This window comes from Paenibacillus kobensis NBRC 15729 (assembly GCF_004000825.1).
In the GTDB taxonomy this organism is placed as follows: domain Bacteria; phylum Bacillota; class Bacilli; order Paenibacillales; family Paenibacillaceae; genus Paenibacillus_T; species Paenibacillus_T kobensis.
On the sequence record NZ_BILZ01000032.1, the window covers coordinates 1 to 15,298 of the forward strand.

General features: G+C 56.5%; 11 protein-coding genes. All 11 read left to right on the forward strand.

Features of this window, described 5'->3' with window-relative positions:
- Positions 1–215 precede the first annotated feature (215 nt).
- Positions 216–1,145, forward strand: coding sequence for an ArsR/SmtB family transcription factor (locus tag PKO01S_RS17895; RefSeq protein WP_127532810.1), 930 nt, complete (start codon positions 216–218; stop codon positions 1,143–1,145).
- Positions 1,146–1,358: 213 nt separating this feature from the next.
- Positions 1,359–2,714, forward strand: a complete 1,356-nt coding sequence (locus tag PKO01S_RS17900; RefSeq protein ID WP_127532811.1) for an ABC transporter substrate-binding protein — start codon at positions 1,359–1,361, stop codon at positions 2,712–2,714.
- A gap of 81 nt (positions 2,715–2,795) precedes the next feature.
- Positions 2,796–3,686: a carbohydrate ABC transporter permease gene (locus PKO01S_RS17905; RefSeq protein WP_127532812.1), complete on the forward strand. Its 891-nt coding sequence runs from the start codon at positions 2,796–2,798 to the stop codon at positions 3,684–3,686.
- Positions 3,686–4,492, forward strand: coding sequence for a carbohydrate ABC transporter permease (locus PKO01S_RS17910; protein ID WP_127532813.1), 807 nt, complete (start codon positions 3,686–3,688; stop codon positions 4,490–4,492). The genes PKO01S_RS17905 and PKO01S_RS17910 overlap by 1 nt, the downstream gene beginning before the upstream one ends.
- Complete coding sequence (locus PKO01S_RS17915; RefSeq protein WP_127532814.1) at positions 4,489–5,505, forward strand: acyltransferase family protein; 1,017 nt, start codon at positions 4,489–4,491, stop codon at positions 5,503–5,505. Before PKO01S_RS17910 ends, PKO01S_RS17915 begins: the two co-directional genes overlap by 4 nt.
- Positions 5,506–5,530: 25 nt before the next feature.
- Entirely contained in the window at positions 5,531–7,282 is a 1,752-nt protein-coding gene (locus PKO01S_RS17920; RefSeq protein ID WP_127532815.1) for a glycoside hydrolase family 2 protein, read from the forward strand.
- Positions 7,283–7,307: 25 nt separating this feature from the next.
- Complete coding sequence (locus PKO01S_RS17925; protein ID WP_127532816.1) at positions 7,308–9,803, forward strand: family 43 glycosylhydrolase; 2,496 nt, start codon at positions 7,308–7,310, stop codon at positions 9,801–9,803.
- Between the two features lie 29 nt (positions 9,804–9,832).
- Positions 9,833–11,590, forward strand: coding sequence for a glycoside hydrolase family 2 protein (locus tag PKO01S_RS17930; protein WP_127532817.1), 1,758 nt, complete (start codon positions 9,833–9,835; stop codon positions 11,588–11,590).
- 401 nt (positions 11,591–11,991) lie between these two features.
- Positions 11,992–12,552, forward strand: coding sequence for an ECF-type riboflavin transporter substrate-binding protein (locus PKO01S_RS17935; protein ID WP_127532818.1), 561 nt, complete (start codon positions 11,992–11,994; stop codon positions 12,550–12,552).
- A gap of 121 nt (positions 12,553–12,673) precedes the next feature.
- Complete coding sequence (locus PKO01S_RS17940; RefSeq protein WP_127532819.1) at positions 12,674–14,401, forward strand: ABC transporter ATP-binding protein; 1,728 nt, start codon at positions 12,674–12,676, stop codon at positions 14,399–14,401.
- Positions 14,398–15,228: an energy-coupling factor transporter transmembrane component T family protein gene (locus tag PKO01S_RS17945; protein WP_127532820.1), complete on the forward strand. Its 831-nt coding sequence runs from the start codon at positions 14,398–14,400 to the stop codon at positions 15,226–15,228. Before PKO01S_RS17940 ends, PKO01S_RS17945 begins: the two co-directional genes overlap by 4 nt.
- Positions 15,229–15,298 lie beyond the last annotated feature (70 nt).

Sequence of the window (15,298 nt, forward strand, 5' to 3'; positions counted from 1 at the left end):
GAGGCTGCCAGAGGAGGATAGAGCAGAAAAATCTGCTCTATCTGCACTTGGCCGAGGATTGGCAAGTTTCTCGACAGACTGAAGGTGATTGCAATGATGCGGTCATTCCTATGAATTGAAACAATATTTTCGTTTCAATACAATTATATTGATTCATAAAGGGATGTGTTATAAAATGAATGTAATGATAGCAATTTAGAAAGCGGGTGCGAGCGATGTTGGAGCTTAGCTTCAACGATCCGGATAAGCTGGTTGCCGTGGCCCACGCGTTATCGACGCGGGCGCGCGCAGACATGCTGCGGTTACTGAGCACGAGAAAGATGAACGTCGTGGAAATCGCGGAACAGCTTGGTCTTCCGGTATCTACGGTAGCGAATAACGTTAAGATCCTTGAGGCGGCCGGACTGATCAATACAGAGCTGCTGCCGGCGACGCGGGGCGCGATGAAGGTGTGCAGCCGCAATTACGATGATATCCACTTTGACTTTAATGTGCTCAAGTCGCTGCCGAAGGGCGAGGGAGCCTTGTATCAAATTGAGCTGCCGATCGGCCATTACAGCGACTGCGAGGTGTATCCGACCTGCGGACTGGCTGGACCAGACGGCTTCCTGTGCAAAGAGGACGAACCGGCGCTGTTCTACCATCCGAGGCATATCGACGCTCAGCTTATCTGGTTCCGCAAAGGCTACGTGGAGTACTTGTTCCCGCTCGAAATACCGTCGGGCGCCCGCGTCGAATCGATGGAGCTGTCGATGGAGATTTGTTCGGAGGCGCCGAACTACGATAATAACTGGCCGTCTGACATCACGCTGTGGGTGAACGGCCGGGAAGTCGGCTGCTGGACGAGCCCTGGCGATTTCGGAGACCGGCGCGGCAAGCTTAATCCGGCTTGGTGGTCGGATACGGCGACGCAATACGGATTGCTGAAGACGTGGCGGATCACGAAGGAGAAGACGATGCTGGACATGGTACCGGTGTCGGATGTGACCATCAACGATTTAAATATTAAGCAGCGTCCAAGCGTACGCATTCGAATCGGCGTGAAAGAAGATGCCGTGAACAAGGGCGGCGTCAATCTGTTCGGGAAGCATTTCGGCGATCACGAACAGGAGATTCGGATGAAGGTTCATTACGTCATGGATTAATCGCATTTTAGGCGACAGGAAAAGACCTTTAATTACACGATTCGTGTAGTTAAAGGTCTTTATTATGTTTTGTGTTACAAGAAAATGAAATGAAACCGTTGACAAATGGTTTTATTGGCACTAATATGAGTTTATAGAAACAAGATATATGTAATAAATCAATAAACGTATTTTGTTTCTAAATAAGGTGGGTTTTAGGAAAGGGAGGCACACATGAAAAAGAGATATTCTTTAGTACTGGCCGGACTGCTCTCGACTTCCTTGTTGCTGAGCGCTTGCGGAGGCAACAGCAACAGTAACAACAATGAAGGGAACACGGCATCATCCTCTGACACGGAATCAACTGCTCCGGCGGCAACCGAAAGTAAAGACACGGGTTCCAGCGGTAAGGCAGTCACCCTGCAATTCTGGACGCTGTTCGACGGTGGCGACGGCGCGAACATGCAGACGCTGATTGATGAATTCAACAAATCCCATCCGGACATCGTGGTGAAGAATACGAAGCTGGTGTGGGCGGAGTACTATACGAAGCTGATTACGGCGGTCGGCAACGGCAACGGTCCGGACGTCGGCATCTCCCACACGTCCCGTCTGCCGGATCTGATTGATCAAGGCGTTGTGACGACGGTGGACGATGCGGCAACGGACGCTGGCGTCGACTGGGCTTCCTACAACCAGAACCTGCTGAATGCGACGGTCGTGGACGGCAAACATTACGCAGCTCCGATCGACACGCATCCGTTCATTATGTTCTACAACAAGGCGCTGCTGAAAGACGCCGGTCTGCTCGGCGATGACGGCAAGCCGGTGCTGGAGCAATCCGCAGACGGCTTCGTGAACTTCCTGACGACGCTCAAAGAGAAGCTGCCGGCGAAGGTTACGCCATTCGCGTTGTCCAATTCCAACGACGACCCTTACCGTCTCTGGTGGGCGCTGTACTCCCAGCTCGGCGGCAACGACATCGTGTCCGACGATCTCAAATCGGCGGCAGTCGACCAAGAGAAAGGCGCGAAAGCGGCTGACTACATCCAGAAGCTGTACACGGGCGGCTTCATCAAGAAGAACGATCCGGACTTCTATAAAAACTTCCAAAGCGGCACAGCAGCGATCATGATGACTGGCGTATGGGCGACAGGCACGTGGGAATCGACGAAAGGTCTCGACTTCGGCGCGATGCCGATTCCGAAAATTTACGACCAAGAAGCGACGTGGGGCGACTCGCATACGATCATCCTGCCGACGACGAAGGACAATGATCCGGCGAAGCGCAAAGCGGCTATGATCTTCGCCGACTGGGTTGCTTCCAACGGACAGATCTGGGCGAAGGCGGGCCATATTCCTTCGAAGCCATCCGTTCTTGAGAAGCAAGAGTTCAAAGATATGCCGAACCGCAGCGACTACGCGAGCGTAGCGAGCACGGTTAAATTCAACAAGCCGTCCACGAAGAACTGGCAAATTCGCGACAACGCGTCGTTCAAGTTCCTGAATGAAGTGTGGGCGAACAAAATGACGCCGGCGGATGCGATGACGAAGCTGCAAGACGGCGTGCAAAAGGTTCTGAACGATTAGGCATACGAATAGAGACGCTTCGACAAGCTTGCGGTTCGAGAGAGCCGCGGGCTTGTCGGCGACAGGGAAGAGGCGACGCATATGAAGATGAACAAAATGAGAGCGGACGTGCAAGCGCTCCTGTTCTTATTGCCGTTCCTGATCGTGTATTTGCTGTTTACCATCTGGCCGATGATCAAAGGCGTTCAGATGACGTTCTACAAATGGACACTGATTAAAAAAATGGATTACGTCGGCTGGAGCAACTACTCCAAGATGCTCCGCGACCAAGAGATGTGGGACGCCCTATGGCACTCCACCATCTTCGTTATTCTGACCACGCCGACAATGATCGTGCTTGCGATCGTGCTGGCGTTGATTGCGAACCGCAAATCGCGGATGCAGAAGTTTTACCGCAGCATCTTCTTCTTGCCCAGCGTATTGTCCGTTGCGGTCGCTTCGTTCTTGGGACTGTTCGTGTTCCAGCCGTACACGGGTCTAGTCAATTCCGTTCTTCACCTGATCGGCATCTTGAACGAGCACCGGGAAATATATTGGCTGACAGAGACGAACTTGGCTTGGATCGCTGTTTCCTTAATTACGTTGTGGTGGACGGTCGGCTTTAACTTCATTCTGTACTTATCCGCTATGCAAGATATTCCAGACGAAATCTACGAGGCCGCCCGGTTGGACGGTGCGAACGATAGACAGACGTTCTGGAGCATTACGCTGCCTTACCTCAGCCCGATCACGAAGACGATCGCGATGCTCCAGATCATCGCTTCCTTTAAAGTGTTTCTGCAGATTCAGATTATTACCGGCGGAGGCCCGCTCGATCAGACTCGTCCGATCATCCAGCTTATCTACCAAACGGGCTTTAAGAAGAACGATCTGGGCTACGCGGCGACGATGTCGTATATGCTGTTCGCCATCCTGCTGATCCTGTCGATCATCCAGTATGCCATCAACAACCGGAAAGGGGCGAATACGTAATGAAATGGCTCTATCGCGCAATATCTCTCCTTGCCGCAATCGTTTTCTTGGCACCGGTCATCTGGATGCTTGTCGTCTCAATCAAGAAGGAAGGCATGAAAATCATCACCGTCGTCGACTGGTTCACGCCGCCGTATTCCTTCGCGGTGTACGACGAAATCTTGAACGGCACGAAGCTCACGAACTGGATGCTGAACAGCGTGCTGGTCGCCGTCGCGGTCACCTTGTTGACGGTCATCATTGCGGCTATGGCGGGCTTTGCCTTGTCCAAGGTGCCATTCCGGTACCGCGCCTTCATGTTCTTCTTCGTCCTGGCCGGCTTGCTCATTCCCGGCGAAGCGACGATCATCCCGCTCTATCAGGTGGCTAAGGACATGGATTTGCTTAATTCCTACGAAGGGCTCGTCATTCCGATGCTGGCCTCGCCGGTTGCAGTCATCGTGCTCAAAAGCTTCTTCGACGGGGTTCCGAACGACTTGCTGGAGAGCGTGCAGATCGACGGCGGCGGCGTATGGCGCATTTTCGCCCACATCATGCTGCCTCTCATCCGTCCGGCGCTCGCATCGATGGCGATTCTGACGTTCATCGGCTCGTGGAACAACTTCCTGTGGCCGTTCCTGTCCATTACCGACGATAATCTGTTCACGCTGCCGATGGGTATTCCGACGCTGATGAGCCAGTATTCCGAGGACTATGTGAAGCCGATGGTCGTCAATACGATCGCATCCTTGCCGATCATGCTGCTGTTCATTATCTTCGAGCGGCAAATTGTGAAAGGCGTCAGCCTGTCGGGTATCAAAGGATGACAGAAGCGGCGAACGCGCCCCGCAAGCGGGAGAGAGCCATCGATCTCTTCAAAGGTTTGCTTGTGCTCGGCATGGTATATTGCCATACGCTTCAATTTTTTAGCGACCAGCAGGTGTATCCGAATGGGCAGTATTGGATCGAAGTCATTAACCTGATTACGTTCTCCGGCTTCGTGTTCAGCTTCGGGTACGTCTCGCAGCTGGCCTATTATTCGAAAACATTCCGCAAAGCGGCTCCCCGCATGCTGATGACGGCACTCAAGACGCTTGCTGCGTTCTACGTATCGGGGACGGCTTACCGGCTGTTCATTGACGGCAGGGTGCTTAACTGGGATAACATCCGGCCGATTCTGCTGCTGAATGACATGCCGGGCTGGTCGGAGTTTCTGGCTTCATTCACGTATTTGATGGTGCTGGGTTTGGTATTGTTCGTGCCGCTGAAGCGGCTTGCGGAAATTAAGTGGTTCGCCTTCGCTATAGCAGGCGCGCTGCTGCTGACAACGTTCGTACCGTACGGGGACGTTCACGGGATGAAGTGGGGGCCTCTCCTCGGGACGCGCGACTTCGCTTCGTTTCCGGTGCTGCAATATTTCCCTTACTATTTGCTCGGCATATTGTTCGCCCGTTACCGCATCGTCTGGGATTGGCGCGTGCTCGCATGCGCGGCTGCCGCTTCCGCAGCTTTCCTGTGGAAATGGCTGTCGGCCGAAGGCCAGACGCTGCCGGAGCGGTTCCCGCCGTCGATCTGGTGGATCGCCGGTCCGGCGCTGCTGCTCTACGGCTATTACTTGCTGAGCCGGTGCATGGAGCGGTATCCGGCGCCGTTCGTTCCGCTCGAAGCGATGGGACGGAACGTGCTTTGGTACTTGGTGATGAGCAATGTGCTCATTTTTACACTGAAGGGCAATCAACAGAACAATGTGTTGTTAAGTGCATGGGACGGCTTCCTGATGGCGGTCGTACTGCTCGCCGTCGTGTCGTTCAGTATATGGATCATTACGAAAAAGAGATAGAGAACATAAGGAGATGTGGAGCATCATGTCAATGCAGCCTAGAGCAGAGTATCCTCGCCCGCAATTCGTGCGCGACCGTTGGTTGAACTTGAACGGGGAATGGGAGTTCGAATTCGACGATAATAACGCAGGCGAACGGGAAGACTGGCAGAGCGGCGCGCAGGCGTTCTCTCGAACGATCATCGTCCCGTACTGCTACCAGAGCGAGCTGAGCGGCATCGGAGAGACGGCGTTTCACGATATCGTCTGGTACAAGCGCTCGTTCCGGATTCCGGTTGAGTACGGGAACAGCCGTATTCTTCTACACTTCGGGGCCGTAGATTACGAGGCGCGCGTCTGGGTGAACGGGAAGCTTGTCGCTTCGCATGAAGGCGGGCATACGCCGTTCCAGGCGGACATTACCGATGCGCTGTCGGATGAAGATAACTTGCTTGTCGTCCGGGCGGTCGACTACAGCAAGGACGTGACGCTGCCCCGCGGCAAGCAATTCTGGGAAGAGAAATCTGCCGGCATCTTCTATACGAGGACGACGGGCATCTGGCAGACCGTGTGGCTGGAGCCGGTCAGCGAGACGCATCTGGGGCGCTGCCGCGTGACGCCGGACATCGACAATAACGAAGTGAAGCTGCAGGCGTTCGTGGAAGCCGCATCGGGACGCGATGTCTCGCTTCGCGCAACGGTGACGTTCCAGGGAGCGCTGGTGTCCGAGGATACGTTCCGGATGACGCGGGCTTCGGAGACGCGTACGATTACGATCCACGACTTCAACGATCATGGACTGGGCCGTTGGTGGAGCCCGGAGAAACCGAACTTGTACGACCTCCGATTGACGCTGCTCGTCGACGGGCAGGAAACGGATACGGTGCAAGCCTATTTCGGCATGCGCAAAATATCGGTCGAAGACGGCGTCGTGCTGCTGAATAACCGTCCGTACGAGATGCGGATGGTTCTCGATCAAGGGTATTTCCCGACGGGACTCTTGACCGCGCCGACGGATGAAGATTTGAAGCGGGACATCGAGCTGACGAAGGAAATGGGCTTCAACGGCGCCCGCAAGCATCAGAAGATCGAAGATCCGCGCTACTTGTATTGGGCGGACCGTCTCGGCTTGCTCGTCTGGGGAGAGATGGCGAACGCCTATCATTTCTCGGAATCGTACGTCGGCCGCGTAACGCGCGAATGGCTGGAAGCGGTGGAGCGGGATTACAACCATCCTTGTATCGTCGTTTGGGTCCCGATCAATGAGAGCTGGGGCGTGACGAACATTCTCGTGGACAGCCAGCAGCAGCAGCATGCGCTCGCGATGTACCATATGACGAAGTCGCTCGATCCGACGCGGCCGGTCATCTCGAACGACGGCTGGGAGCTCGTGAAGACCGATCTTGTAACCATCCACGATTACGAATGGCGCAAGGATGTGCTGGAAGACCGTTATTCCACGGTCGACAAAGCGCTCAGCGCTCGTCCGGGCAACCGTTGGATACTTGTACCGGGGTTCCCATATGAGGGACAGCCTATTCTAATGACGGAATTCGGGGGCATCGCTTTTCAGAAAAGCGGCTGGGAAGGCTGGGGCTATTCCGGCGCCTCGGACGACGAAGATTTCGAACAACGGCTTCGGGACGTCATCGGTCCGATTGCCAAGGCTCCGCTTCTGCAAGGATATTGTTATACGCAGTTAACAGATGTCGAACAGGAAATCAATGGCCTGCTCACTTACGACCGGAAGCCGAAAATTCCGCTGGAACGCATTCGGGCGATCGTGAACGGCCGGTAACGCGAACCGCGGGAGGAGGAAGGCGATGAACAGATGGGCGTGGACGGGCGTTCTGCTGCTGGCGCTTGGAATCGGCTCGATCGGCTGCGATTCTGATGGCGGCGGCAAGCCGGCGCCGACAGTGCGCACCTACGTCAACCCGATCGCCCTGCCGGACGAGTGGGGCGAATACGGGCTGGGCGATCCGTACGTGTTCTCGTATAACGGAGATTACTACTTATATGTGAGTACGCGGGACACAGATGCGGGCGTCAAAGTGTGGCGATCTCCGAATCTGATCGATTGGACGTACGAAGGGCTGTGCACGGAAGATCCGGTCACGACAGGCGCCTACGCACCGGAAGTCCGGTATTGGAACGGCAAGTTCTACATGTATACGTCGCCAGCCGGACAAGGCCATTACGTGCTGGTCAGCGACAAGCCGACAGGGCCGTTCACCGTCGCGACGGATAACTTCGGCCGAACGATCGACGGGTCGACGTTCGTGGACGACGACGGGCAGTGGTATTTCTACTACGCCGGCCCGATGGGCATTCAAGCGGCACCGATGACCGATCCGCTTACGGTGGCGTCTTCGGAGGCGCAGACGGGCGCCTACATGGGCGGCTGGACCGAAGGGCCGACTGTGTTCAAGCGGGGCGGCAAGTATTACATGACATACACCGGCAATCACGTCTTCAATAATGGCTATCGCGTGGACGTCGCTGTTAGCGATAACCCTTTGCAAGGTTTCGAAGGGCAACGGGGCAATCCTGCGCTGCTGCGCTCGGAAGGGGCGACCGTCGGGCTCGGGCACAATTCGGTCGTGACCGGCCCCGATCTCGATACGCAATATATCGTCTATCACAATCTGGAAGGGCACGGCGTCGTCGGCCCGCTGCGGCATATGAACCTGGACCGGATCGTCTGGAGCGGGGACCGGCTGCAGGTAGCAGGACCAACTTCCGAGCCGCAGCTTGTGCCGGCGCAACCGGCATTCTCTGAACGCTTCGAAGGCAAGGGACTCGGCAAGGCGTGGAAGAGTGCCGGGACTAAGGCGAAGTGGGAAGTCGATCCGGCGGCGCCCGGCTTGCTCGCGGACGCGTCCGGGGCTAGCAAGCCGGGCGTTGCGATGCTGCTCGCAAAGCCGGACACCGAAGAGCGGTATACGGCGGAGTTCCACTTGCAGCATCTGTCCGGCGGGCAGGGGAAAGCGGGCATCGTCTTCTCGTACCGCAATGCCGATAATTACGGCTTGGTCACGTGGAATGCCGAGAACTCGGAACTGGAAGCGAAGCTCGTTCGGGACGGCGAGGAAGTGCGGCTAGAGAGCGCGGCTGCTCACGTGCCGGACAATCTGGACGTCGGCGAGCTGCAGGCGCTGCGGATCGAAGCGGTTGGCAAGACGGTTCGCGTCTATCTGGCGGAGATGAAGCTACTCACGCTCGAACTGCCGGCTCCGGCTGGCGCTGGCCGAATCGGCTACGCCGTCGAAGGGGCAAAGGCGCGTTTTGGTTACGTTGCATTCAGCAATCACGTTGACGGAAGCGGGGCGGGCGATGCGTACGCGCCGTTGCCGGGCCAAGTGGATGCGGTTCATGCTGAGGGAGAGGGAGGCAAAGCCGAAGCGCTTGGCGTTGTTGACGACGGGAACGGCGGGCTGGCAGCGGCAGGGCTTGATGCGAATACGCCGCTGACCTACCGCGTGAACGTGGCGAAGGGCGGCGTGTACAGCCTGCGGTTCCGCGTTCGGGCCGGGAGCGAAGGCGTCCGGTTCGACGTGACGGAGGATGACGAAAGCAACGGTGAAAGCGGCGGCGGGAAAGTTGCCTCGAACGTGGAAGCCAAGCCTGAGAGCGGGACAGACGGTTGGCAGACGGTGTCTGTGAACGGCGTCCGGCTGACGGAGGGCATGCACCGCTGGACCGTGAAGGCGGCTGAAGGCCGAATGGATCTGGCGGGCTTCGAAGCGGCACCATACACACCGGTTGTCGCAAGAGAGGACGACTTCTCGCAGAAGCTGCTGCCGGGCTGGACGCGATTCGAAGGAATGTGGTCGGTGCAGGAAGGGGAAGTACGCGCATCGTCTGCCCAGAATGCCAAGCTCGTGACCGGAGAAGAAGGCTGGACTGATTACGAGATTCAGGCGGATATCACGGTCCCTGCTGCCGGCGGCCAATCGGGCATTGTGGTTCGGGCGACAGAGCCCGCCAATGGCCTAGAGCTGAATCAGAACCGGAACGATTTCATCCGCGGGTATTTCGCATACGTGGATCAAGAAGGCGTGCACCTCGTCAAACATAACTATGATACGGTTCCGCTTGCGGATGCGAAGCTCGCCATGCCGAAGGACGGCGGGAAGGTGCATTTGCGCGTAAGGGCAGCCGGAGGGCGGATTTCCGTCTTCATCGGGAATGCCGATGCGCCGGTCATTGACTATGCCGACAACGGTGCGGGCGCGTTCTTGAACGGGAAAGTCGCTTTGAAGTCTGTCGATACGGCCACGCGCTTCAGCAGTTGGCGGATCGATCCTATTCAGTAAAAATACTATAGAGATTAGGTGAATGAGAGATGACGCTTAGCATCTATCGCCCGGAATATCCGCGGCCGCAGTTCGTGAGAAACAACTGGACGAATTTGAACGGGGAGTGGGACTTCCGGTTCGATGACGACAATATCGGAGAAAACGAACGTTGGTACCGGCAGTTCGCCGGCGACCGCAAGATCGTTGTTCCGTTCACCTACGAGACCAAGGCGAGCGGCATCGGCGATGAGACCGCGCACCAATACGTATGGTACCGCCGTTCATTCGAAGTGGCGCCAGAGCAGCAGGGCAATCGCGTCATCCTCCATTTCCAAGGCGTCGATTACACGGCGAAGGTATGGGTGAACGGAGAATATGCGGGCAACCATCAAGGAGGTTACGCCGCATTCTCGTTCGACGTGACGCCGTTCGTCTCGTTCGAAGGAGCAAACGAAGTCGTCGTGAAGGCGGAAGACGGAGACAGCGCGACGCAGCCGCGGGGCAAGCAGCGGTGGCGCAAGGAAAACTTCGGCTGCTGGTACGTGCAATCGACCGGCATCTGGCAGACGGTGTGGCTGGAGTGCGTAAGCCCAAGCCATGTGGCGTCCGTCAAGATGACGCCGGACGTCGATGCGAACGCGATCCGGTTCGATTACCGGGTGAACGAAGGCTCAGCGAACGAACCGCTGAGGCTCACGACTTCCATTACGATGGACGGCGAACTGATTAAAGAAACGACGCAGCTCGTCGACCGGGCCGCTTTCTCCGCGACGATCGATCTCGTCAGCGAGAAGAGAGAATGGCGCGTTGAGCATTGGAGGCCGGGAAGTCCGAAGCTGTATGAGGTTTCCTTCTCTCTGACGGAAGGCGACCGGATCGTAGACCGCGTCGATTCCTACTTCGGCATGCGTAAGATCGCGATCGTCGAAGGGCAGATCATGCTGAACTACGATCAGTTGTATCAGCGGCTTATTCTCGACCAAGGGTATTGGACGGACAGCCATCTGACGCCGCCGTCCGAGGAGGCGATTATCGCCGATATTGACGCCATCCTCGCGATGGGTTATAACGGCGTGCGCAAGCATCAGAAGATCGAGGACCCCCGTTTCTTGTACTGGTGCGACGTGAAGGGCGTGCTCGTCTGGTCGGAGGCGGCTGCGACGTATGAATTCAACGATGAAGCGGTCGACCGCTTCACACGCGAGTGGCTCGAAATCGTGCAGCAGCAATACAACCATCCGTCCATTATTACATGGGTGCCTTTCAACGAATCGTGGGGCATCGGCAACGTGTTCGCCGACAAGCGGCAGCAGCAGTTCACGGAAGCGATCTACCATCTGACGAAGGCGTTTGATCCTTACCGTCCGGTTATCGTGAACGACGGCTGGGAGCATACGGTGTCCGACATCCTGACGCTCCACGATTATGAGGAGAACGGCGAGTCGTTCCTGAAGCGGTACGCGGACAAAGATGCGGTTGCGGGCAACAAGTTCGCATTCAATAACTTCCGCTTCGCTATGGCGCAAGGTTATGCCTACCGCGGACAGCCGATCATCATTAGCGAGTTCGGCGGCATAGCGTTCAAGGACGAGCAAGGCTGGGGCTACGGCAACCAGGTTGATAGCGAGGAGGCATTCCTTGCCCGGTTCAAGAGCATAACACAGGCGATCAAGGATACGCCTTATGTCAGCGGTTATTGCTACACGCAAGTATCCGACGTTCAGCAGGAAGTGAACGGCTTGCTCACGGAAGACCGCAAGCCGAAGGTTGCGCTCGAACTTATTCGTGACATTAATCTAGCGTAAAAGGAAGGAATAAGTGGCTTCTCGTTGCCGGTCGAGGTTCGACCGGCTCGGGAAGCTCTATTTTTGTTATAGTCTTAGGCGACTTTACGGCGAGGAATGAGGTGCGTGGGGGCTACTGCATCACCTTTTATGTCACACCAGACGAGGAATGGGATAAGGGGGGCAGTTGCATTCCTTTTCGTCTCCGGATCAGCACGAACGTTCATGGAGCAAGGAATGGCGTCGGATGTCGGCAAAAGCCTATTGTCGGCTGCGCTTTGCCGAGGTTTATGGGCGGACGAATGGCAGACGGGGCTGTTCCAATGACAGCATAAAAAATAGATTGTAAGTCCTAGTATTCCGACATATAATCTTGCTAAGAAATTATTCACACTATTGTCAAATTCGAGAGGAGATTCCCTATGAGCAGAAATAACGGTTTATCGGTTCAATCCATCGTGGCGGTTGGCATCGGCTCCGCACTGTTCGTTATTCTGGGCCGCTTCGGCTCGATTCCGTCCGGCATACCGGATACGAATATCGAGACGACGTATGCGCTGCTGGCGTTGTTCGCCGTTCTGTACGGCCCGGTCGCGGGAGTGCTCATCGGATTGATCGGACATACGTTGAAGGATGCGATTTTCTACGGTTCGCCATGGTTCAGTTGGGTTATCGCATCGGCTGTCGTCGGCCTCATTATCGGGTTTGCTTCCGGCAAGCTCGGCGTGCAGGAGGGTGAGTTCGGCAGGCCGCAAATTATCCGGTTCAACTTGTTCCAGATTGTGGCCAATGCGATCGCATGGTTCGTGCTCGCGCCGACGCTCGACATCGTGATTTATGCGGAGCCGGCGGATAAAGTGTACACGCAAGGACTCGTCGCGGGAGCGGCGAACATCGTGACAGTCGCAGTCATCGGTACGCTGCTGCTGATCGCATACGCAAGAACGCGCACGAAGCAAGGAAGCTTGACGCGCGAGGCATGAACGGACGCGTTAATAACATCCTGCACACGAATATCGAAAATACGAAGCCGGTGGTTCACGCAATCGATCACCGGCTTTGCTATTGGCTGAATACTATTTTCCTACTAAGAGGGCGATTGCTTTGAAGCAGCTTGAGGACAACGAGCCGATTATCGAGATTACTCAATTTACATTTCAATACCGCGCCCAAGCGGAGCCGACGCTTCGCGATATCTCGCTGACCATCCGCAGAGGGGAGAAGGTGCTGATCGTCGGGCCGTCCGGTTCGGGCAAAAGCACGCTCGCGCACTGCATCAACGGTCTTGTGCCGCACTTTTATGCGGGTACGATGCAAGGCTCTGCCCGTATTGCAGGAGAGGAGCTCGGCAAGGCGAGCATTTTCAAGCTGTCCGAGCGGATCGGCACGGTGCTGCAGGATCCGGATGGACAATTCGTAGGCATGACGGTCGCGGAGGATATAGCCTTCAAGCTGGAAAATGACGGTCTGCCGCAGCAAGACATGATTCGGCGGGTCACGGAAGCTGCCCGAAACGTCGGGATGGAGCAGCTGTTGGACGCTTCACCGCATGAGTTGTCGGGCGGCCAGAAGCAGCGGACGACGCTGGCTGGCGTGCTTGTCAGCGAAGCCGACGTGCTGCTGTTCGACGAGCCGCTCGCGAATCTCGATCCTCAGGCAGGAAAGCTTGCGATCGAGCTGATCGACCGCATTCACCGGGAGACGGACAAGACGGTCATTATCGTCGAACACCGTCTCGAAGACGTGCTTCACCGCAGCGTTGACCGGATCGTTCTAATCGAGGAGGGGCGCATCGTTGCGGATGCATCGCCGGACGAGTTGCTTTGTTCGGGGAAGCTGAGGCGGGCGGGTATTCGGGAGCCGCTCTATTGGACGGCACTGCAATATGCCGGATACAGCTTGACGCCTGCCATGAAGCCGGCAAGCCTGAACGATATTCAGCTCGGCGAATGGGTGCAGCCGCTCCAGAACTGGTATGAACAGGAGAGGCCCGAACCATTATTGGCGGCGGAGCGCCCGGCGGTGCTGGTGCTGGACGAAGTCAGCTTCGCGTATGAAAGGGACGGGCGTCCGGTGCTGAAGCAAGTGTCGCTTCGCGTGGGGCAAGGCGAGCTTGTGAGCATCGTGGGCCGCAACGGCGCAGGCAAGTCGACGCTGTCCAAGCTCGTGTGCGGCTTTTATAAGCCGACGGGGGGGCGCATTTTGTACAAGGGGCAAGATTTGGCCAGCGATTCGATTAAGGAGCGGTCGGAGCGGATCGGCTTCGTGATGCAAAATCCGAACCATATGATCTCCAAGACGATGCTGTACGACGAAGTGGCGCTTGGGCTTGTGCTTCGCGGTGCAGACGAGGCGTCCATTCGGGAGAGAGTGCACGATACGCTGCGGATTTGCGGATTGTACGAAATGCGGAATTGGCCGATCTCTGCGCTAAGCTTCGGGCAGAAGAAGCGGGTAACGATCGCGTCGATTCTCGTGCTGCAGCCGGAGGTGCTCATCCTGGACGAGCCGACGGCGGGGCAGGACTACCGCCACTACAACGAAATGATGGAGTTTCTGCTGACGTTGACCCGGCAAGGGAAGAGCATCATCGTGATTACGCACGACATGCATCTGATGCTGGAATACGCCGAGCGCGCGGTCGTGCTGTCGGACGGTGAAGTCATTGCGGATGGCGAGCCGGCCGAAGTGCTGACAGATGCCCGGATCGTAGAGGCGGCTAGTCTAAAAGAAACGTCGGTTTATGAGCTGGCGCTGCGGGCAGGCATCGAACAGCCGAAGGAATTCGTCCGCCGGTTCATCAGGCGCGACCGGAAGGAGCGCGGCGCATGAAAGCACGCATGCTGACTTACACGCGGCAGAACTCGCCCGTGCACCGATTGACGGGTGCGGCTAAGCTGATCTTTTTCGCGGCGTGGTCGGTGACGGCCATGATTACGTACGATACAAGAAGCTTGCTCGCCATGCTTCTGTTTAGTCTCGTTGTATTCCGGCTGTCCAAGGTGCGGTTCCGGGATTATTCGTTCGTGCTCTATCTCATCTTGTTCTTCTTCGCGCTTAACCATCTGGCGATATTCCTGTTCTCCCCGCTTGAAGGCGTGAGCATCTATGGCACTCGGCACGATCTGTTCCCTATTGCCGGACGCTACGTTGTAACGGAGGAGCAGCTCTTCTATCAGTTCAATATTGCGCTCAAATATGTAACGGTCATTCCGATGGCGCTGCTATTCATTCTGACGACCGATCCTGCTGAATTCGCGGCATCGCTCAATCGAGTCGGCGTTAGCTACCGGATCGCGTATGCAGTGTCGATTGCGATGAGGTACATACCGGACATCCAGCGCGATTACGAAAATATTGCGTTCTCCGCGCAAGCGCGCGGCATCGATATTTCGCGAAAGGAGAGGCTGACGCGGCGGGTGCGTAACGTCATCGGCATCTTAATGCCGCTGATTCTGACGAGCGTACAGCGGATCGAGACGGTCAGCGCGGCGATGGAACTGCGCGGCTTCGGCCAGCGGCGGAAGCGCACCTGGTACAACGGGTGCCCGTTCACGGCGCGCGATTACATGGCGGTGGCGCTGATTGCGGCAATCGTCATCGGTTCGGCGTGGTTGACGTTCCGGGACGGCACGCGGTTCTATAATCCTTTTCGCTAGAGGGATCGTAAATACGATTACCGTCAAATGCGTAGCGTGAATAATCCCCCCCTCCATCGTGGAAAATAAA

Coding starts and splice junctions, on each gene's coding strand:
- PKO01S_RS17895 (WP_127532810.1), top strand. CDS start 216: ATGTTGGAGCTTAGCTTCAACGATCCGGATAAGCTGGTTGCCGTGGCC.
- PKO01S_RS17900 (WP_127532811.1), top strand. CDS start 1,359: ATGAAAAAGAGATATTCTTTAGTACTGGCCGGACTGCTCTCGACTTCC.
- PKO01S_RS17905 (WP_127532812.1), top strand. CDS start 2,796: ATGAAGATGAACAAAATGAGAGCGGACGTGCAAGCGCTCCTGTTCTTA.
- PKO01S_RS17910 (WP_127532813.1), top strand. CDS start 3,686: ATGAAATGGCTCTATCGCGCAATATCTCTCCTTGCCGCAATCGTTTTC.
- PKO01S_RS17915 (WP_127532814.1), top strand. CDS start 4,489: ATGACAGAAGCGGCGAACGCGCCCCGCAAGCGGGAGAGAGCCATCGAT.
- PKO01S_RS17920 (WP_127532815.1), top strand. CDS start 5,531: ATGTCAATGCAGCCTAGAGCAGAGTATCCTCGCCCGCAATTCGTGCGC.
- PKO01S_RS17925 (WP_127532816.1), top strand. CDS start 7,308: ATGAACAGATGGGCGTGGACGGGCGTTCTGCTGCTGGCGCTTGGAATC.
- PKO01S_RS17930 (WP_127532817.1), top strand. CDS start 9,833: ATGACGCTTAGCATCTATCGCCCGGAATATCCGCGGCCGCAGTTCGTG.
- PKO01S_RS17935 (WP_127532818.1), top strand. CDS start 11,992: ATGAGCAGAAATAACGGTTTATCGGTTCAATCCATCGTGGCGGTTGGC.
- PKO01S_RS17945 (WP_127532820.1), top strand. CDS start 14,398: ATGAAAGCACGCATGCTGACTTACACGCGGCAGAACTCGCCCGTGCAC.